We start from the raw sequence: 19,197 nt of genomic DNA, 5'->3' as shown, positions 1-19,197 counted from the left end.
GCGGGGCTTTTTATTAGGCTCGATGCTTCAGACTTGCCGGCGACGGAACAGCGGTAGCGGTTGGTCGGCGGCAGTCTGGTAGAACTCGGAGAAGTCCTTGAGGCCTTCCAGGGCGTCATACGGGTCGCGATCCGGGCGCACGGCGAAGGCATCGAAGCCGCAGCGGCGCATAAAGAACAGTTGATCGCGCAAGACGTCGCCGATCGCGCGCACTTCGCCTTTGTAGCCGTAGCGCTCACGCAGCAGGCGCGCACTGGAGAAATGGCGACCGTCGGTGAATGCCGGGAAGTTCAGGGCGACCACTTGGAAGTGGGCGAGGTCGTCAGCGATCTCCTCCACTGCTTCATCACTGTCCAGCCATACGCCCAGGCCGCCATCGCGGGCTTTGAGTGCGTGGCTGTGCTCGCGCCAGAGGGATAGCGGCACGAGCAGGTCGTCGCAGTTGGACAGGCCCTCAAGCAATGCGTCCTTGGGCAGCAGGTGCCAGGTTTCGTCGATGACTTGGTCGTTTTTAATTATTCGCTGCATAAACACGTTCCTTGAAGGGGTCGATGCCGATACGGCGGAAAGTGTCGATAAAACGCTCGTCTTCGGTGCGCTTCTCAACGTACACATTGATCAGTTTTTCGATCACATCCGGCATTACGCCCTGGGCGAAGGAGGGGCCAAGGATCTTGCCGAGGCTGGCGTCACGGCTGGCGCTGCCGCCGAGGGACACCTGGTAGAACTCTTCGCCTTTCTTGTCCACGCCAAGGATGCCGATATGGCCCACGTGGTGGTGGCCGCAGGCATTCATGCAGCCGGAGATGTTCAGGTCGATTTCACCGATGTCGAACAGGTAGTCCAGATCATCGAAGCGACGCTGGATGGCTTCGGCGATCGGAATCGACTTGGCGTTGGCCAGCGAGCAGAAATCGCCACCCGGGCAGCAGATGATGTCGGTCAGCAAGCCGATATTCGGCGTGGCGAAACCGTTCTCACGCAGTTCGCCCCAGAGCTGGAACAGCTTGGCCTGTTCGACGTCGGCGAGAATGATGTTCTGCTCGTGGGAGTTGCGCACTTCACCGAAGCTGAAGCGATCGGCCAGGTCGGCGATGACATCCAACTGCTTGTCGGTGACATCTCCCGGCGCGACGCCAGTAGGTTTCAGCGACAGGGTGACGGCGGCATAGCCCGGCTTCTTGTGGGCGACCACGTTGCGTGCGCGCCAGCGGGCAAACCCCGGGTGTTCGGCATCCAGTTGGGCGAGGGCGGCGTCTTCGTCCGTTAGGGCTTGGTAGCCGGGGTCGACGAAGTGTTGGCTCACCCGTTCGACTTCTGCGTCGGTCAAGGTGCTCGGGCCGTCCTTGAGGAACGCCCACTCGGCCTCGACCTTCTCGGCGAAGACTTCCGGGCCGAGTGCCTTGACCAGAATCTTGATCCGCGCCTTGAACTTGTTATCGCGGCGGCCATAGCGGTTGTACACCCGCAGAATGGCGTCCAGATAAGTCAGCAGGTGCTGCCAGGGCAGGAATTCATTGATAAAGGAGCCGACGACGGGCGTACGACCGAGGCCGCCCCCCACGGAAACCCGGAAGCCCAGTTCGCCGGCAGCGTTGTGTACGGCTTCCAGGCCGATGTCGTGCACTTCGATCGCCGCGCGGTCGCTGACCGCACCATTCATGGCGATCTTGAATTTGCGCGGCAGATAAGCGAATTCGGGGTGGAAGGTCGACCACTGACGGATGATTTCGCACCAGGGGCGCGGGTCGATCAGCTCGTCCTTGGCGACGCCGGCGAACTGGTCGGTGGTGGTGTTGCGAATACAGTTGCCGCTGGTCTGGATCGCGTGCATCTGCACGGTCGCCAGCTCGGCAAGGATATCGGGTACGTCTTCCAGCTCTGGCCAGTTGAACTGGACGTTTTGCCGGGTACTGATGTGCGCGTAGCCTTTGTCGAAGTCGCGGGCGATTTGCGCCATCTTGCGAACTTGGGTCGAGGACAGCAGGCCATAAGGCACGGCAACGCGCAGCATCGGCGCATAGCGCTGGATATAGAGGCCGTTCTGCAAGCGCAGCGGGCGGAACTCTTCGCCTGACAGCTCGCCAGCCAGATAACGGCGGGTCTGATCACGGAACTGCTTAACGCGGCTCTCGATGATGTGTTGATCGTATTTATCGTAGACGTACATGAAGTGTCCTGTTTTCAGGCTGCTTACAGCTAATCAGCGCGCACGGCCGCGCACTCCTGGCGGAGCCGGGGGGAAGATACCAGCTCAGAGTTATGCGCAAAAGTGATGTTTTAGTATATGAACAGAACTTGGAGTGATAAGAGGTGGCGAGAGCATAACTGCACAGCTTGAGCGAGCGGCCTACCTGGTCTTAACTGCAAAGGCGAACCACCTATAACCACAACAACAGGGGAAGCCATGACCGACCATTCCGAACCCGATAACCGCGACAGCGTGGTGGATGCACGCGCCATCTTCGTCTTAATTCTGCTGGTAGTGACCACCGCAGTGTTCTGGGTCAGCCACCAGTAAGCAACTATCCATTCGAGCTTCACCGACGCCGCCCCTGGCTATAAAGCAGAGGCGGCGCCTTTGTTTTGGACATCCTGAGGTGCGCCTACGACAGCTGGCCTACAGCGAGTGGGATGGGTAGCGCGCCTATGATCAGGCCCCTGTGCTGTTGCCGCGTTATCCGCGGTCAGCTGGATCTGGACAGCGGATTCAGAGAAAAGCTTGCGCGCTGGATTCTCGCCGCTGCAGCGCCCTCACTCGGCCGACTAGGCGCGATTACAAGTTCTCGCTGCAGCCGCTGCTCGACTGAGGGTTAAAGCCCAGCTAAATGCAGCACTAGCTTGACCACGCCGAAGATCACCAGCACGAACAGCGTCGTAAAGAGCACGCCCAGAATGATGAACTGGCTGGGCTTGCCGCGAGTGAAGTCGCGGGCGCGATTCTTCCCGCTCTGCACGCCGAACGCGGCTGCCAGCACGCTGTGGAGCATCTGCCAGAAGCTTGGCGGCTTGTCGTCGTCATACTTGTCCATGGACACCTCCTTGCCAGCAGCTTAGCCGCTAACGCTCGATTTGCGTCCAACTGTGTTTCTGCCCTCTCAGCGCGAAGTCGGCCTACCGAGTTTTATCAGTTTAGGCCGGAGGGAATAACCCGCGCGGCCGAGCAGGGGCGTTGGGCAAGGGTGATGAGTTGCTGGATGACCTGGAGCGCGAGCCGGTGACGGGCTTGACCTATTGGCTCAAATGACTGCTTACAAGCTGCTGTCGAGCGCCCGCACACGCAGCCGCTCCTGCGGATCGAAGCGTTGCTCGAGCATGCTGGCGATCGCGGTTTGCTGATCCGTGTCGCTGAGTCCTGAACGGCGAATCTGCTCGCGTTCCTCGGCATAGCTGGCCAGTCGCTGTTTCCAGGCCAGTCGCTGCTGGTCCAGCTCGGCCAGCTTGGCCGCGGCATCCGCACCCAATGCCTGTGCCCGCCGGCGATAGATGTCCTCGGCGCTGGCCCCGGCCTGGCGCAGGCTCTGGGTGGTGGCGTAGAGCTCGGCGTGACGGGTCACTCGCGCGCGGGCCTCGCGCATCTCGGGGGGCAACTGGTCATCCAGTGCGGCCAGGGCCTGCTGGCGCTGCTGTTCGGACAAGCCCTGTTGTTGCACTATCTCCAGGCGCTGCAGCATGTAGTTGTCCTGCACGGCCTCCAGGGCAAAGAACGCCTGGTTTTCCTCGGCCGAGAAGTATTGGCCGCGCAAGCCAAGGACAGTCTCCAGCCGCTCGCGTAAGGCCGCAGCGGACAAGTCCCGGCTGGAAGGGGGTAGGTCCATCAGGGCGATCCGGTAATCCACGTAGCGGCGCAATAGATCGCGGGCCTCGTCCAGCGCCATGCCCTGCAACTGCCTGGCCAGCTCCCAATGGATGCGCGCTAGCACTTGCTCGACCGGCTCATCCTCCAGTGCCGACAGATAAAAGTCGAACAGGTGCAGGATGCCATCCTCGATCAGCAGGTGGCCGTGCTCATCCAGGCGCAGCCTGACGTCATGCTGAGCCCCTTGCAGAGCGCGTGGCAATGGACCGGGAGCGGCCAGTTGGGCCGGCGGACGCTGGTGCAAGCGGGCGTTGACACTCAGGGCTGCGGCGCCGCGCTGATCCGCTATGGGGGCAGTGGTGCTCGCCTGGTCGCGAGGGGGCTGTGCTGCAGCCGGTGCCTGCAGGCTGAGCGCCGACCATAGAGTCAGCCCTGACAGGCCCGCGATAACCACCAGGCCGAGTCCGAGTTTCTTGAGCATGGGGGTTCTCCTGCCTCTGGCTGAGTGACGCGGGCAAGCGCCGGCCCGCGTCACTCAGGTGCCTACAGGCCGAGGTTTTTCAGGCGGTTGGCGTGGTTCTTCAACAGGGTTTTCGGGTTGGTTTCGAACAAGGACACCAGGCCCAGTACCTGGTTGGTCGCGTCCAGGTGGTTCATGCTGTAGTTGTCCTTGAGCACCTTGCCGAAGTGGCTGGAGCAGCGGCCGGTGACGCCATCGTTGGGCTCGCTGTGGGCGAGGGCGGTAATGGCGAAGAGCGGATCGGAAATATCGATGCCGGTGGTGATCTGCCCGGTGCCGCTCCAGGAGTACAGGCGGATGGCGTTGCCAGCGATGCTCACGGTTTCCGGACCTTCACCGCAGGAGTTGGTTGGTATGCCGATCGGGAAGGCCTGGTTGTTGGCCGCAGCGCCGTTCTTGTTGAACTCGGCGAGCATGGCGCGGATATCCGAGTCGCTCTTGCGGTTGTTCGACAGCAGGTTGACCAGATTACCCACGGCATTGGCAAACCCATCGAAGGCAATGCCCTGCAGGGTGCCGGGCGGGGCGACGCCGGTCACCACATCGGCCAGCGGCGAGCCCTTGTGCGGGGAGTGCAGGGTAGTCACCGAGGCGACCAGATCCGGGCGCACGTTCATCACGTAGCGCGAGGTCACGCCGCCCTGGCTGTGGCCGATTAGGTTGAATTTCGTGATGCTGCCGCCGGAGGTCGCGCGGATCTCCTCCAGTTGCCCGATCAGGTCCTCGCCACGCTTGGCCGAGCTGTCGAAAGCATTGATCTTCGGTACGTAGACCTTGGCCCCCTGGCTCTCCAGGGCGCTGGGGATCTGATACCAGTAGTCGATGCTGGCAATGCTGTCGAAGGCGAAGATGCCGGGCACCAGGACGATGGGGTGCTTGGTTTGCGATTGGGTGTTGCGGGTGGAGAACCAGCCGGCCTGGCTGGGCAGAGCGGTGCAAAGGCTGAGTGCAGCCAGTGCCGAGACGAGCAGCTTTTTCATGGTGGGCAACCTGTGTGTTCTGTTTTTGTTTTTGTCGCCCCGCACACTGCAGCGGAGATGGCAACTATCTGAACACTTGTGCCTGGGCTGGGCTTGTATGAACTGATGAAAGCGTGCGAATGGCAGGCAAATAACTGTGATGCATATCACATAAGCGCCTTGCTGGGTGCGCCGCTGCTTCGGGCTTGTGCTAACCCTCCGGCTACAAGAACAAACAGAGCAGCCGCTCCGGGCCGGCTGCCACGCGGAAATGCCTATGCTGCCGATTGACGTCTCCGTCCTGCTTTATCTGTGGGACAAGCGAACCTTCTATCTCGGTCCCCTGGAGGAGCCGCTGCAGCTCTCCCAAGCCGCCGCCATGCTGGTGGTCAGCCTGGACGGCCCGCTGCATATCTACAGCCAACAGTCTGAGGTGGTCTGCCGCAGCGCCTTGCTGCCGGCGGGTCTGGAGTTGTCCGTCGACACTCGGCAGGCCAGGGTCGCGGTCTGCTATCTGGATGTGTTCGGCGAGGACTTCGCCCGGCTGGCCACGCGCATGGCCGAGGAGCAGGCGGGTGTGCTGTTCGGGCTGGACAACGAGGCAGTGTGCGCCCGGCACTTCGACGAACTGCACCGCAGCAGCGCCGCGCCGGCACAGGTCTATGCCTGGCTGGACAGTCTGATCAATCCGCAGCAGATCCCCGCGGCCGGGTTCTCCCTCGACCCGCGCATCGTCAGGGCGGTGAGCCTGATCAAGGACGACGTGTCCTGCAACCAGTCCATCGACTACCTGGCCGCGCAGATCGGCCTCTCGGTACCGCGCCTGATCCAGCTGTTCCGCCAGAAGGTCGGCATTCCGATCCGCCGCTACCGCCAGTGGCATCGCCTGTTCGTCACCACCGCCGGCGTGGCCCGCGGCCTGACCCTGACCGAGGCGGCCGCGGCGGCCGGCTTCACCGACTCGGCACACTTCAGCCACACCTTCCGCAGCATAGTCGGCATGAAGCCCTCGACAGTGCTGGCCCATCCGCAGCGGATTCGGTTGTTTGCTGAGTAGGGGCGACGGCTTCGGCACGACGTGACGCCTTCAAGCGGGAAAGCTCGAGCCGCAAAGGGCTCAGCGCACGCGCTTGTACAGATGCCGGGTGTTCACCAGATCGACCGCCCGTGCGCGCAACTGCCCGCAGCCACCGTCGATATCCTGGCCCGCCGAGTTGCGCACCTTGGTCAGCACGCCGTGGCTATGCAGGTAGTGCACCATCTGCACTATCCGCTCGCCCTCTGGCCGCTGGTAGTCGTCGGCTTCCAGGCTGTTATAGGGGATCAGGTTGAGCACCGCGAACTTGCCCTTGAACAGGCGCAGGATGCCGTCCATTTCCTCCTGGCTGTCGTTGATGCCGGCGAGCAGCGTCCACTGGTACTGGATCGGATAGCCGGTCTGGCGTGCATAGGCTTCGCCCAGTTCGACCAGCTCCTCGGGGTCGATGCGCGGTGCGCGCGGCAGCAGTTGCTGGCGCAGGTCGGCATGGGTGGTGTGCAGGGACAGGGCCAGGGCCGGCTTGACCCGTTGTAGCGGCAGGCGCTCGAACACCCGCGGGTCGCCCACCGTGGAGAACACCAGGTTCTTGTGACCGATGCCGCCGTCGGTGCCGAGCAGGTCGATGGCCTCCAGCACGTTATCCAAGTTGTGCGCCGGCTCGCCCATGCCCATGAACACCACCTTCTTCACCGGGCGGAAGCGCCGAGCCAGGGCCACCTGGGCGACGATTTCCGCGCTGCTCAACTGACGCAGCAGGCCACTCTTGCCGGTCATGCAGAACACGCAACCCACCGCGCAACCGACCTGGGACGACACGCAGAGCCCATCGCGCGGCAGCAACACGCTTTCCACCATCTGCCCGTCGCCCAGCTCGACCAGCAGGCGCGCCGAACCATCGGCGGCCGGGTGTTCCGAGCGCAGCCGCGCCAGGCCGGTGATCTCCTCGGTCAGCGCCGGAAGCCCCTCGCGCACGCTGAGCGGCAGGAAATTCTCGGTGCGCTGATGGCGAGTGCCGCTATCGAGTGGCTTGCCTTGCAGCCAGGCACGGGTGATCCGCCCGATATGCTGGGGCTTGGCGCCTAGGTCGGCGAGGCGTTGGTGGATTTCGGGGATTCGCATGGGGCGCGCATGCTACCACTGGAGAGCGCCGAGACGTAGGGTGGTGGGGCTGGGTACGGTGGATATCCAGGCCACTGACTAACAGGCGGTCATGAGTCCTGGCCTTGCGCGCATGTTATCGTCTTGATTTGGCTGAAAAAGCTGCGTGGAGCCGTAGATGAAATTCATACACCAGCGCGAACATCTGAATGAAGACGATATTGTCGTCATCGAATGCTCGCAGACCTGCAACATCCGCCTGATGAGCGATGCGAATTTTCGCAGCTTCAAGAATGGCGGACGCCATGTCTATCACGGCGGCGCATTCGACAAGTTTCCGGTGAAAATCACCGTACCCAGCACGGGTTTCTGGAACATCACCATCGACACCGTCACCCGCAGGGCGATCAGCGTGACCCGCAAGCCGAACCTGAAACACTCGATCAAGATCATCCGCAGCTCAAGCACTCGCTTGAGCTGAGTTCACCGCCAAGGGCTATTCGACGCCAACTCGCTGCTGGGTGTCGCTGCCCAGGCGGTATTGGTCTTCGCCGCTGCGCTTGGCCTCGTACATCGCCAAGTCGGCGATATGGATGAGCCTGTCCATGCTCGGTGCGTGATCCGGGAACACCGCGATCCCCAGACTGGCTCCGATGCGCTGCTGGTGGTTGCCGACACAGAGCGGTGCCGACAGCGCGTCGAAAATCTTCTTGCCGATGCCCTGCGCTTCTTCTTCCAGGGTTCTGCCTGGAGCCAGCCCTTCGAGGATGGCGACGAACTCGTCGCCGCCGATGCGCGCCACGCTGTCCGACTCGCGCAACGCTTCCTTCAACCTCAGTGCCGTGGCGACCAGCACCTGGTCGCCGGCGGCATGGCCATGGGCATCGTTGATCGCCTTGAAACCATTGAGGTCGATGAATACCAGCGCCCCCCGCGTGTTGCTACGCCGCGCCCGCTCCAGGGCATTGCGCAGGCGATCCTCGAACACCAGGCGGTTGGGCAGGCCGGTCAGCGGGTCGTGATGGGCGAGCTGATGCATCTGGCTGGCCCAGGCTTTTTCCTCGGTGATATCGCGCACTACGCCCATCATCTTCACCGGCATGCCCTGCGCATCCTTGACCACGTTGCCGGTCTCGCGCAGCCAATGCACGCTGCCGTCCGGCCAGACCACGCGGTATTCCTCGTCGTGGTTCTCGCCGCTCTCGATGCAGCGCAACTCGCCAGCACGCACATGCTCGCGGTCGTCCGGATGCACGCAGGCGCAGAACAGCTGGTAACTCGGTGTCACCGCGCCGACTTGGTAACCGAACATGGCGTAGATCGCCTCCGACCAGTACAGGTGGTTGGTGTCGATATCCCAGTCCCAGGTGCCGATACGGGCGAAATACTGGCTGCGCTGGAAGCGCTCGGCATCTGTCTGCGCAGCCACGGGCTGGATTAGCAATAAGTAGCTCTGCGCATCGCCAGCAGCCAGGCGGGTGATCTCCAGCGGTCGTTGCACACCGTCGGCCCCCAGGACCTGGGCGCGTTGGCGCGCATCGGTTGCACTATCGCCTGGCTGCGGCAGCCAGTCAGTCAGCCGCGCACCGGCCAATGTCATCTCCGCGCAACCCAGCAAGGTTGTGGCCGCCGCGTTGTGCTGGCGGATACGCCCGTCATGCCCGACCCGCAGCACCCCATCCGACAACCGCTCGACCAGCGACTGCTGCTGCGCTTGCAATTGGCGCACCTGGTGTTGATGACGAAGCAGAAGCGCCGGTAAGGCTAGGCAGGTGAGGGCGGCGATGAGAAACAGCAAGATAAAGGTCATCGGATAGCAGGCAGGCCGGCGAGCGGGAGTATTTAGGTAGGGCTATGCCGGCATTATGCACTCCCGCTGCTTACAGGTGGCTTTCGGCTTGTATCGGTTCGGCAAAGGTCCTCTGCATCGGTGGATAACCGCAAAATGCCGGGCGCCAGAAGGGACCCACTGTAGCGAGTGGCATCGGCCTTACTCGCTCGGTGCAGTGCGACGCTGAGGAGAGAGTCCCAGCGGCACGAGTGGATAGCCCATCAGCCCACGGATATCGTGCTCGCCGGGCTGTTGTGGGCAGACTTTCACGCCCACCTCGTCGGGCTCGGTGCGGCCATCGCTGTGCAGGCGAAAAGTGCCGAACAACTGATCCCAGAATGGCAGCACGGTGCCGAAATTCAGCGCTTCGTCGACCTTCACGCTGTGGTGCCAGCGATGCAACTCGGAGCTGCCGATCAGGTAGTTCAGCCAGCTCAGGGTGCCACGGGTGTTGGCGTGGGTGGCAAAGGATTGGGTCTGCGAAAACAGCGCCGCCAGGGCGATAGCTGTGGGCTCGAAGCCGAGCAGCCAGAGCGGCAGAACGTGCACCGACTTGCGCAGCAGTAGATCCAGCGGATGGGTGGTGAAATTATTGGTCACGTTCAACACGCTGGGCCGATGATGCACGAAGTGCACGCGCCACAGCCAACCGCCGCGATGTTTCAGGCGGTGCAGCCAGTAATCGCCAAACTCGCCGAGCAGCGCCGCCGCGGGCACGGCGAGCCACAGCGGTAGACTCGCGGCGGGGCCGTTTGCATCCGCGTTCAGCAGCATCAGCAGGCCACGGATCAGTACATCGGCCAGTCCATCGGCGGCAAACAGCGCAACCATGAACAGCGCATCGCGCTTGCGGTCGAGGCGTTGCGCCTGCCACTCCTGGCGGTGCGGCCAGCGCCATTCCCAGAGGGCAAACCAGGCCAGCGCCAGCAACAGGCCGCCGATCAGCAGCGCGAAGCTGCTCCAGCCGGCGAGCAGCGCAAGCGCCGCCCAACTGGCTACCAGCAGCAGGGCGCCCAGATGTGCCCAGTTCAGGGGGGCGTGTTGCGGGTTCTTGTCGGTGTGTAGCCGTGCTGCTTGCTTTGGCGTGTGCATGCGGGGGGGTGTCATCCAGAACGAGGTGGTGCTAGCTTCATGCCTCCGCCCCGACCGCGCATTAACCTCGGTTTATCGATGACCTCCAGTTCCTTGTACGACTGCCTGGCTTGCGCCCCGCAACTGCTCGGCATGCTCGATCAACATCCGCAACTGGCCGAGCTGTGGCGGGCGCTGCCGCGTCAGACCTACGCCGCCAACCAGCAACTGCTGGCGCCGGGCCAACTGGTTGATCGCACCTGGTTCATCGTTAGTGGGCTGGTGCGTGTGGTGCATCTGTCCGAACAGGGGTTGGAACGCAATGCGGCGTTCCAGGCCGAAGGCAGTTGGGTAGGCTGGGGCACGCCGCCCTATGCCACCGCCAGCCCGGTGGGCATTGTGGCGCTGGAGCCGACGGTGGCGCTGGAGCTGCGTTATGAGGTGTTGCGTCGCTGGCAAAGCGACCTGCCGGTGGTTCAGGAAATCCTCAGCGATGCCATCCGCGCGGTGCTGGAGCGCAGCGCCCAACGCGAAGCCGAACTCCTGCTGCTGGATGCCAGCGAGCGCTACAGCCTGTTTTTGCAGCAACGCGGGGCCTTGGTGCCGCGTATCCCCCTGCACCATATCGCCAGTTACCTGGGCATCACCAATGTGGCGCTGTCGCGCATTCGCGCGCGCATGGGGCTGGTGCAGGGGCGGCGCGGCAAGTAGCTGGCAGCGACAATCACCAAACGTGGTTGGCGCAGGGTGGAAAACAGCGCAGTATTTTCCACCGGACGATACCCAGGCTACTCGTTAATCAAGGTTGGCAAGGTGCGTCTTGGTGCAGCAAATCGATCGGTCAAGGCAGCAGAGCATGGCAATTGCTAACAGCAGTTTGGGCATGGCTAATCCGCGCTAGGGTAATGAACGGGTGGGGAAGGCTGGCAATCAGGGACAAGTGAATGGCGTCGGCTTTTCTAGATATTCTCTAGACTCTGGATATGGCGCTTTTCAAACTCCAGAGGCAATAGCTGCTTAGCGAAGCTATGCCGGCGAAAGCAACAAGGCCCGTCGATTGGTGGGCCTTGCGCTAGAGCGGCACAGCTCAGTTATCGTAACCAAGATTCGGCGCCAACCAGCGCTCACTCACCGCCAAATCCTGCCCCTTGCGCGCGGTATAACTCTCCACCTGATCCTTATCGATCTTGCCAACGGCGAAGTACTGCGCCTGTGGATGGGCGAAGTACCAACCGCTGACGGCCGCCGCCGGGAACATGGCGTAATGCTCGGTGAGGAATACGCCGCTCTGACCGTCCTTATCCAGCAACTCAAACAGGGTGCCTTTCTCGGTGTGATCCGGGCAGGCCGGGTAGCCGGGAGCGGGGCGGATGCCGGCGTACTGCTCCTTGATCAGCGCTTCGTTATCCAGTTGCTCATCGCTGGCATAACCCCAGTAGTGCTTGCGCACCTGTTGGTGCAGCCACTCGGCGCAGGCTTCGGCAAGTCGGTCGGCCAGGGCCTTGACCATGATCGAGTTGTAGTCGTCGCCTTGGTTCTGGTAGGCCTTGGCGACTTCTTCGGCGCCAATCCCGGCGGTGGTGATAAAACCGCCGACGTAGTCGGTCACGCCGCTCTCTTTCGGCGCCACGAAGTCGGCCAGGGAGAAGTTCGGTTTGCCGTCCGGCTTGATCGTCTGTTGGCGCAGGTGATGCAGCTTGGCCAGCGGTTGGCCGTCATCGCCATAGACTTCCAGGTCGTCATCCTGCACCTGATTGGCCGGCCAGAAACCGAACACCGCGCGGGCCTTGATCAGCTTGCCGTCGATCAGCTTCTTGAGGATGTCCTGGGCGTCGGCGAACAGTGCGGTCGCCGCCTCGCCGACCACTTCATCGGTGAGGATGCGCGGGTATTTGCCGGCCAGGTCCCAGGCGATAAAGAACGGCGTCCAGTCGATGTACTCGGCCAGAACGTTGAGGTCGATATCGTCCAGCACCTTGGCGCCGGTGAAGGTCGGCACTGTCGGCTGATAAGTCGCCCAGTCGAACTTCGGCTTATGGGCGACCGAGGCCGCATAGCTCAGGCGCTCGGTACGGGCGCTGCGGTTGGCGGTGCGCTCGCGCACTTCGATGTAGTCGAGACGGGTTTTCTCGACGAAACCGGCTTTCAGTTCCTTGGACAGCAATTGCGTGGCCACGCCAACGGCGCGCGAAGCGTCGGTGACGTAGACCACGGCATCGTTCTGATACTTGGGCTCGATCTTCACCGCGGTGTGGGCTTTCGAGGTCGTCGCACCACCGATCATCAGCGGCAGAGTGAAGCCCTGGCGCTGCATCTCACGGGCGACGTGGACCATTTCATCCAGCGACGGCGTGATCAAGCCGGACAAGCCGATGATGTCGCACTTTTCGCTGATGGCGGTTTGCAGGATCTTCTCCGCCGGCACCATCACCCCCAGGTCGACGATGTCGTAACCGTTGCAGCCCAGCACCACGCCGACGATGTTCTTGCCGATGTCATGCACGTCGCCCTTGACCGTGGCCATGAGGATCTTGCCCTTGGCTTCCGGTTTGTCGCCTTTTTCCAGCTCGATGAAGGGGATCAGGTGCGCCACCGCCTGTTTCATCACGCGGGCGGACTTGACCACCTGCGGCAGGAACATCTTGCCGGCGCCGAACAGGTCGCCGACCACGTTCATCCCGGCCATCAAGGGCCCCTCGATCACTTCGATCGGGCGTGCGCACTGCTGGCGGGCCTCTTCGGTGTCTTCGACGATGTTAGTGGTGATGCCTTTGACCAGCGCATGCTCGAGACGCTTGTTCACGTCCCAGGTACGCCACTCCTCGGTTTCCGCTTCCTTGACGCTGCCGTCGCCCTTGTACTGGTCGGCGATGGCCAGCAGCGCATCGGTGCCGTGCGGGGTGCGGTTGAGCACCACGTCTTCGACCTTTTCCCGCAGCTCGTTTGGAATCTGGTCGTAGATCTCCAGCTGGCCGGCGTTGACTATGCCCATGGAGAGGCCGTTCTTGATCGCGTAGTACAAGAACACCGAGTGGATAGCTTCGCGCACCGGGTTGTTGCCGCGGAAGGAGAACGACACGTTGGATACGCCGCCGGAGGTCAGGGCGTAGGGCAGGTTGTCGCGGATGTAGGCGCAGGCGTGGATGAAGTCGACGGCATAGTTGTTGTGCTCTTCGATGCCGGTGGCGACGGCGAAGATGTTCGGGTCGAAAATGATGTCCTGCGGCGGGAAACCGACCTGATTGACCAAAATATCGTAGGAGCGCGCGCAGATTTCGATCTTGCGCTTCTCGGTGTCGGCCTGGCCGTCTTCGTCGAAGGCCATCACCACCACGGCGGCGCCGTAGCGCTTGCACAGCTTGGCGTGGTGAATGAACTGCTCGACGCCTTCCTTCATGCTGATCGAGTTGACGATGCCCTTGCCCTGGATGCATTTCAGGCCGGCCTCGATCACCTCCCACTTGGAGGAGTCGATCATGATCGGCACGCGGGAGATGTCCGGCTCGGAGGCGATCAGATTGAGGAAGGTGACCATGGCCTTCTTCGAATCCAGCATGCCCTCGTCCATGTTGATGTCGATCACCTGGGCGCCGGCTTCCACCTGTTGCAGCGCCACTTCCAGGGCTTCGGTGTAATTGTCCTCGCGGATCAGCCGGGCGAATTTGGCCGAGCCGGTGATATTGGTGCGCTCACCGACGTTGACGAACAGCGACTGGCGGTCGACGGTGAACGGCTCGAGCCCGGACAGGCGGCAGGCCTTGGGGATGTCCGGAATCACTCGCGGCGGATATTTGCTGACCGCCTCGGCAATCGCCTTGATATGTGCAGGCGTGGTGCCGCAGCAGCCGCCGACGATATTGAGGAAGCCCGACGCCGCGAACTCTTCGACCACCACGGCCATTTCCGCCGGGCTTTCGTCGTACTCGCCGAAGGCGTTCGGCAGGCCGGCGTTGGGGTGCGCGGAGACGCGGGTATCGGCCTTGGTCGACAGCTCTTCCAGGTACGGGCGCAGCTCTTTGGCGCCGAGGGCGCAGTTCAGGCCGACCGAAATCGGCTGGGCGTGGCTGATCGAGTTCCAGAACGCCTCGGTAGTCTGCCCCGACAGCGTGCGCCCGGAGGCGTCGGTGATGGTGCCGGAAATCATAATCGGCAATTCGAAGCCCAGTTCTTCATACACCCCTTGCACGGCGAAGATCGCCGCCTTGGCATTCAGGGTGTCGAAGATGGTTTCGATCAGGATCAGGTCCGCGCCGCCCTCGATCAGGCCGCGGGTGGCTTCGGTGTAGTTCTCCACCAGTTCGTCGAAGCTGACGTTGCGGTAGCCGGGGTTGTTCACATCCGGCGACAGCGAGCAGGTGCGGCTGGTCGGGCCGAGCACGCCGGCCACGAAGCGTGGGCGATCGGGGGTTTCCAGGGTCTTGGCATCCGCCACTTGGCGGGCCAGGCGCGCGCCTTCGACGTTCAGCTCATAGACCAGGCTCTCCATGCCGTAGTCGGCCTGGGACACCTGGGTGGCGTTGAAGGTGTTGGTTTCGAGGATGTCGGCGCCGGCATCCAGGTAGGCCTTCTCGATCGCGCCGATCACGTCCGGGCGGCTGAGGATCAGCAGGTCGTTGTTACCCTTCACATCGCTCGGCCAGTCGGCAAAGCGGCTGCCGCGATAGTCCTGTTCCTCCAGCTTGTAGCTCTGGATCATGGTGCCCATGCCGCCGTCGAGGATCAGGATGCGCTCTTTGAGGGCTTGCTGGAGAGCTTGGAGGCGAGCGCTACGATCGGACATGGGTGAATTACCTGATAAAGCACGGAGAAAAAGGGTGGGCGGATGATACCAAAGCTGTACGGCTTTGGAGCGTTATGCCTTTTTGCATGAGCGGCGCTCATGTTGGTGAGGGTCGCTTTGCCGCAGCTGGGCCGGCTAAACTCACGGCCATTGCCACGCGCCGCTCGATAAGCCGCGCGCCTGCAGCCCGGAATGATGATCGGGCTGCGGTCGTTACATTTGTCCGACTAAATTACTGGGACTTTGCCCGGCAGGGCTGAGTGGCGTACACTGCGCCCAAGTTTGCGAGGAGTTACCATGAGCGCCATTACCATTACCGAAGCTGCCCACGACTACCTGGCTGATCTGCTGAGCAAGCAGAACACCACGGGCATCGGCATTCGCGTTTTTATTACCCAGCCGGGCACGCAGTATGCGGAAACCTGCATCGCTTACTGCAAGCCGGGTGAAGAGAAACCTGAAGACACCGCTCTGGCGCTGAAAAGCTTCACGGCCTATATCGACGCCTTCAGCGAAGCCTTTCTGGAAGATGCGGTAGTCGACTACGCGACCGATCGCATGGGCGGCCAACTGACCATCAAAGCACCGAACGCCAAAGTGCCGATGGTCAATGCCGACAGCCCGATCAACGAGCGCATCAGCTACTACCTGCAGACCGAGATCAACCCCGGTCTGGCGAGCCATGGCGGTGAGGTCAGTCTGATCGATGTGGTCGAAGACGGTATCGCGGTCCTGAAGTTCGGCGGCGGCTGCCAGGGCTGTGGCCAGGTCGATCTGACGCTCAAGGAAGGTATCGAGAAAACCTTGCTGGAACGCATCCCGGAGCTGAAAGGTGTGCGTGACGTGACGGACCACACCAACAAGGAAAACGCCTACTACTAAGTAAGGCGTGCTCCGACAAAAAGGCGGCTTGTGGGCCGCCTTTTTTATGGGTGTCTGCCGCGCGTTTTACGCCGCCAGTGGTCGGCGTGCGGGAATCAGCATCAGCAGGGCAATCACAACCAAGGGCAAGATGCCGAGGTTGATCGCGACCCAGCCGATCCCGCTGATCAGCGCGCCGGATGCGAAGGAGGCGCAGGCCGCCACCGAACCGTTAGCCAGTTCCATCAAGCCCTGGGCATGACCGCGTTCATCGCTGCTGTAGCCTTCAGCCAAGAGTGTAGTGCCGGCGACCAACATCAGGTTCCAGCCTAGCCCGAGCAGGAAGGAGCTGATTAGGAAGTGCGTCTGATCCAGACCAGTGAGAGCCACGCTGGCGCTGATCAGCAGAATGCTGCTGCCCAGCAGCGCAATGCGCCGGCTGCCGAGTCTGTCCACCAGTGGCCCGGCAATGAATGCCGGCAGGAACATGCCGAGCATATGCCATTGAATCACCTGCGAGCTGGCCTCCAAGCCCAGCCCGCAGAAACTCATCGCCAGCGGCGTGGCATTCATGACGAAAATCATCAGCCCGTGGCCAATCGCAGTGGTGGCGATAGCCGCGCGCACCAACGGGCGCGCCAACAGTTCGCGCATAGCCGCTAACCCGGCTTTGCCTGGTTTTGGCGCGGCACCTTCGCGCAGTTGTGTCATCAGCAGCAGACCAAGCAGGGCCAGCAGCGCAATCAGCAGGTAAGCGCCGACAAAGGGCGTTGCCAGGGCATTGCGTGACCAGAGCGCCAGGCTCGGCGCAATCAGCGCAGCCAACACGCCACCGCCGATCACATAAGCGGTGGCACGACCTTTTTGCGGCTCATCGACGGCTTCCAGTGCGGCAAACCGGTAATACATAGCCGAAGCCTGATAGGCACCAATCGGCAATGCGCCGAGGCAGAAGATGGCGAAGTCGCCGAGCCCCACACCGAGCGCACTGATCAGTCCACCAACCACGCCACAGCCGGCGCCGAGCATCAACCCAGGGCGGCGGCCGTGGCGCTGCATAAATAGCGATAGCGGCTGCACGGCAAGCAAATTGCCGAGTACCAGCAAGGCCAGCGGCAGGGTCGCCAGCGCATTCAACGGCGCTAGCTGCAGACCTACCAGCGCGGTGAGGGTGATGCCGATCATCGAGCAGGACCAATACAGCGCCTGGCCGGCAAATAGCAGGCGGATCGACGGGTTACGCAGTAGCAGCATGGGATTCTCCGGCAGAGCGACAGTCGGCTACCAGTACTTGGGGTAGTGGGCACTACGCACTGTGTTGTTAAAAATCAGCGCGACCACCACCAGCAGCAGTGCGCCAATCAGCGTGGGATAGAGCAGGAAGTCCCAGCCCGGTAGGGTCAGGAAAATGATCACCGGGTTGGAACCGGCCGGCGGATGTACGGTGCGGGTCAGCATCATCACCGCGATGGCCGTGCCGACGGCCAGCGCCAAGGCCCACCACTGTGGCCCGCATAGCTGGAGGAAGATCAGCCCGATCAGCGAGCTGAGCAGATGCCCGGCCAGTACGCTGCGCGGCTGGGAAAAGGGTGCCTCGGGGAAGCCGAAGATCAGCACGCAGGACGCGCCGAACGAACCCAGCAGCAGGGCCATGGACAGCATGTCTCCCAGTTGGGCGACCGCTGCAATGGCCAGCACGCCGCCCAGCCAGGCGAGGGCAATGTCTTTGATCGGCGCGCGCGGCGGCACTGCGGCGCCGGCGCCTTGGAGTTTCTTGAACAAAAGCATCGTGGCTACCCCCAAGTTCAGCGGTTAGCGGCACAACCGGCGGGCTTGAGCACCCGTTCGGTCGAGGCCGGGAATTTACCGAGCGCGGCTGCCGAGCGCCGCGGCCGGGTTAGCAGTTCACCGCCGCAGTTCGGACAGATGCCATGCAGAACCTGGTTGCTGCAGTCGCGGCAAAAGGTGCATTCGAATGAACAGATCAATGCCGCGTCGGATTCCGGCGGCAAGTCGCGGTCGCAGCATTCGCAATTCGGGCGTAGTTGCAGCATTAGGTGCTCCTTCTCGAGGTTTCAGCCGAAGCGCTCGGCATATTCCTGTGGGCTGACGGACAGGTGTTTGTGAAAGGTGCGGCGCAGGTTCTCGGGGTGGCCAAAGCCGGTCAAGCGCGCCACCGTGCTGATCGATGCCTGGGCGTCCTGCAGGAGTGCGCGGGCAGCTTCCAGGCGCAGACGCTCGACATAACGGCCCGGCCCCATTCCCAGTTCCTGCACGAACACCCGCGACAGCGTGCGCGGTGCCAGCCGCGCCTGTGCAGCCAGTACTTCCAGCGATAGATCGTCGCCGAGATGCGCGGGAAGCCAGTCGAGCAGGGCTGCCAGCCGCGGGACGCGGCTTGGCTCGGGCGTCAGCAGCGCACTGAACTGCGTCTGCCCGCCGGGGCGGCGCAGAAACATCACCAGCCGGCGAGCCACGGCCAAGGCTGTCGCCCGCCCGAGATCGGCCTCCACCAGCGCCAACGCCAGATCTATGCCCGCGGTTACCCCGGCGGAGGTGAATACATGGGCGTCGCCATCCTGATTGCGCGGGTCGTAGGTGTGCAGACGATCGCCCTGGACCTGCACCGCCGGGTGGCCGTCGCGAAGCTCATCGACGTCCGCCCAATGGGTGGTCGCCAGCCGTCCATCCAGCACGCCGGCCGCCGCGAGAATCAGCGCGCCGGAGCAGACCGAACCGAGCCGGCGCACCTTGGGTTCGGCGCTGTGCAACCACTCCAATAGGTCCGCGTCCTGGCATTGCGCGCCAACGCCCAGGCCGCCAGGCACCAGCAGGGTATCCAGGTGGGTCGGGTCGAGCTGTCGCCAAGTCTGATCGACACAGATTCGCAGGCCGGCCGATGTGGCAACTGGGTCTTCCGTATTACCGATCAGGCTCAACTCATAGGTCGCAGGGAGCCCCTGGCGCTGACGCTCGACATTCGCCGAGGCGAATACCTGCATGGGGCCCGTGACGTCCAGGCTCATGACATTCGGGTAGATCAGACAGGCAATCCGGCGTAGGGCTTCCATGGCGCACCTCGCTATTCGAGGCCGTCAGTGTGCAGTGGCGCAGCAGTGGCGACAATGTCATTGATCGCACAGATATTGCCAAATTGGGGTGTTGCAGAGCGCAGAGAAAGGGCGATTCAGGGTGCCCAGTTTCACTGTTCGAGCAGGATGAGAGGGGAAGGCAGGGGG

The 19,197-nt window shown here is 62.6% G+C and carries 17 protein-coding genes; 4 read left to right on the top strand and 13 right to left on the bottom strand.

Annotated features, from left to right (window positions below; genetic code table 11):
- Positions 1-27: 27 nt before the first annotated feature.
- The 5 genes from FFS13_RS00085 to FFS13_RS00065 form a co-directional block, all read right to left on the bottom strand.
- Positions 28-528, bottom strand: coding sequence for a DUF934 domain-containing protein (locus tag FFS13_RS00085; RefSeq protein WP_137817099.1), 501 nt, complete (start codon positions 526-528; stop codon positions 28-30).
- Positions 512-2,170, bottom strand: a complete 1,659-nt coding sequence (locus tag FFS13_RS00080) for a nitrite/sulfite reductase (protein ID WP_137817098.1) — start codon at positions 2,168-2,170, stop codon at positions 512-514. Before FFS13_RS00080 ends, FFS13_RS00085 begins: the two co-directional genes overlap by 17 nt.
- A 643-nt stretch (positions 2,171-2,813) precedes the next feature.
- Positions 2,814-3,032: a DUF2970 domain-containing protein gene (locus FFS13_RS00075; RefSeq protein WP_137817097.1), complete on the bottom strand. Its 219-nt coding sequence runs from the start codon at positions 3,030-3,032 to the stop codon at positions 2,814-2,816.
- Between the two features lie 219 nt (positions 3,033-3,251).
- Entirely contained in the window at positions 3,252-4,280 is a 1,029-nt protein-coding gene (locus FFS13_RS00070) for a lipase secretion chaperone (protein ID WP_137817096.1), read from the bottom strand.
- A 62-nt stretch (positions 4,281-4,342) separates the two neighbouring features.
- Entirely contained in the window at positions 4,343-5,299 is a 957-nt protein-coding gene (locus FFS13_RS00065) for a triacylglycerol lipase (RefSeq protein ID WP_137817095.1), read from the bottom strand.
- Positions 5,300-5,555: 256 nt separating this feature from the next.
- Between FFS13_RS00065 and FFS13_RS00060 the strand changes: the two genes are divergently transcribed.
- The gene (locus FFS13_RS00060) at positions 5,556-6,335 is read left to right on the top strand and encodes a helix-turn-helix domain-containing protein (RefSeq protein WP_171006380.1); all 780 of its coding nucleotides are present in this window, start codon (positions 5,556-5,558) and stop codon (positions 6,333-6,335) included.
- Between the two features lie 60 nt (positions 6,336-6,395).
- Here FFS13_RS00060 and FFS13_RS00055 read toward each other — a convergent pair whose 3' ends face one another.
- The gene (locus tag FFS13_RS00055; RefSeq protein WP_137817093.1) at positions 6,396-7,436 is read right to left on the bottom strand and encodes an RNA methyltransferase; all 1,041 of its coding nucleotides are present in this window, start codon (positions 7,434-7,436) and stop codon (positions 6,396-6,398) included.
- A 157-nt stretch (positions 7,437-7,593) separates the two neighbouring features.
- On the opposite strand from FFS13_RS00055, the gene FFS13_RS00050 reads away from it, so the two are divergent.
- On the top strand, positions 7,594-7,896 hold the full coding sequence (locus FFS13_RS00050) for a DUF1883 domain-containing protein (RefSeq protein WP_137817092.1): 303 nt from the start codon (positions 7,594-7,596) through the stop codon (positions 7,894-7,896).
- A gap of 15 nt (positions 7,897-7,911) precedes the next feature.
- Here FFS13_RS00050 and FFS13_RS00045 read toward each other — a convergent pair whose 3' ends face one another.
- Together FFS13_RS00045 and FFS13_RS00040 are read right to left on the bottom strand one after the other, a co-directional pair.
- Positions 7,912-9,135: a sensor domain-containing diguanylate cyclase gene (locus tag FFS13_RS00045; protein ID WP_256657786.1), complete on the bottom strand. Its 1,224-nt coding sequence runs from the start codon at positions 9,133-9,135 to the stop codon at positions 7,912-7,914.
- 270 nt (positions 9,136-9,405) lie between these two features.
- Positions 9,406-10,338, bottom strand: a complete 933-nt coding sequence (locus tag FFS13_RS00040) for a sterol desaturase family protein (protein ID WP_171006379.1) — start codon at positions 10,336-10,338, stop codon at positions 9,406-9,408.
- A gap of 78 nt (positions 10,339-10,416) precedes the next feature.
- On the opposite strand from FFS13_RS00040, the gene FFS13_RS00035 reads away from it, so the two are divergent.
- Positions 10,417-11,028: a Crp/Fnr family transcriptional regulator gene (locus tag FFS13_RS00035; RefSeq protein ID WP_171006378.1), complete on the top strand. Its 612-nt coding sequence runs from the start codon at positions 10,417-10,419 to the stop codon at positions 11,026-11,028.
- 376 nt (positions 11,029-11,404) lie between these two features.
- Here FFS13_RS00035 and metH read toward each other — a convergent pair whose 3' ends face one another.
- On the bottom strand, positions 11,405-15,097 hold the full coding sequence (metH, locus tag FFS13_RS00030) for a methionine synthase (protein ID WP_137817088.1): 3,693 nt from the start codon (positions 15,095-15,097) through the stop codon (positions 11,405-11,407).
- 297 nt (positions 15,098-15,394) lie between these two features.
- On the opposite strand from metH, the gene nfuA reads away from it, so the two are divergent.
- Entirely contained in the window at positions 15,395-15,979 is a 585-nt protein-coding gene (gene nfuA / locus FFS13_RS00025) for a Fe-S biogenesis protein NfuA (RefSeq protein WP_119957028.1), read from the top strand.
- Between the two features lie 66 nt (positions 15,980-16,045).
- Here nfuA and FFS13_RS00020 read toward each other — a convergent pair whose 3' ends face one another.
- The 4 genes from FFS13_RS00020 to FFS13_RS00005 are packed head-to-tail and all read right to left on the bottom strand — an operon-like array spanning position 16,046 to position 19,029.
- Positions 16,046-17,209 (bottom strand): MFS transporter, encoded by a 1,164-nt coding sequence (locus FFS13_RS00020; RefSeq protein ID WP_256657794.1) that lies wholly within the window; start codon positions 17,207-17,209, stop codon positions 16,046-16,048.
- Between the two features lie 30 nt (positions 17,210-17,239).
- On the bottom strand, positions 17,240-17,746 hold the full coding sequence (locus FFS13_RS00015; RefSeq protein ID WP_137817086.1) for an HPP family protein: 507 nt from the start codon (positions 17,744-17,746) through the stop codon (positions 17,240-17,242).
- 17 nt (positions 17,747-17,763) lie between these two features.
- Positions 17,764-18,012: a DUF1272 domain-containing protein gene (locus tag FFS13_RS00010; RefSeq protein WP_137817085.1), complete on the bottom strand. Its 249-nt coding sequence runs from the start codon at positions 18,010-18,012 to the stop codon at positions 17,764-17,766.
- A gap of 21 nt (positions 18,013-18,033) precedes the next feature.
- Positions 18,034-19,029, bottom strand: a complete 996-nt coding sequence (locus FFS13_RS00005; protein ID WP_137817084.1) for a GlxA family transcriptional regulator — start codon at positions 19,027-19,029, stop codon at positions 18,034-18,036.
- Positions 19,030-19,197 lie beyond the last annotated feature (168 nt).

This window comes from Pseudomonas sp. 2FG (genome assembly GCF_005502935.1).
GTDB lineage: Bacteria > Pseudomonadota > Gammaproteobacteria > Pseudomonadales > Pseudomonadaceae > Aquipseudomonas.
The sequence above is the reverse complement of the archived record's forward strand: the minus strand, read 5'-3'. Positions and strand labels throughout refer to the sequence as shown.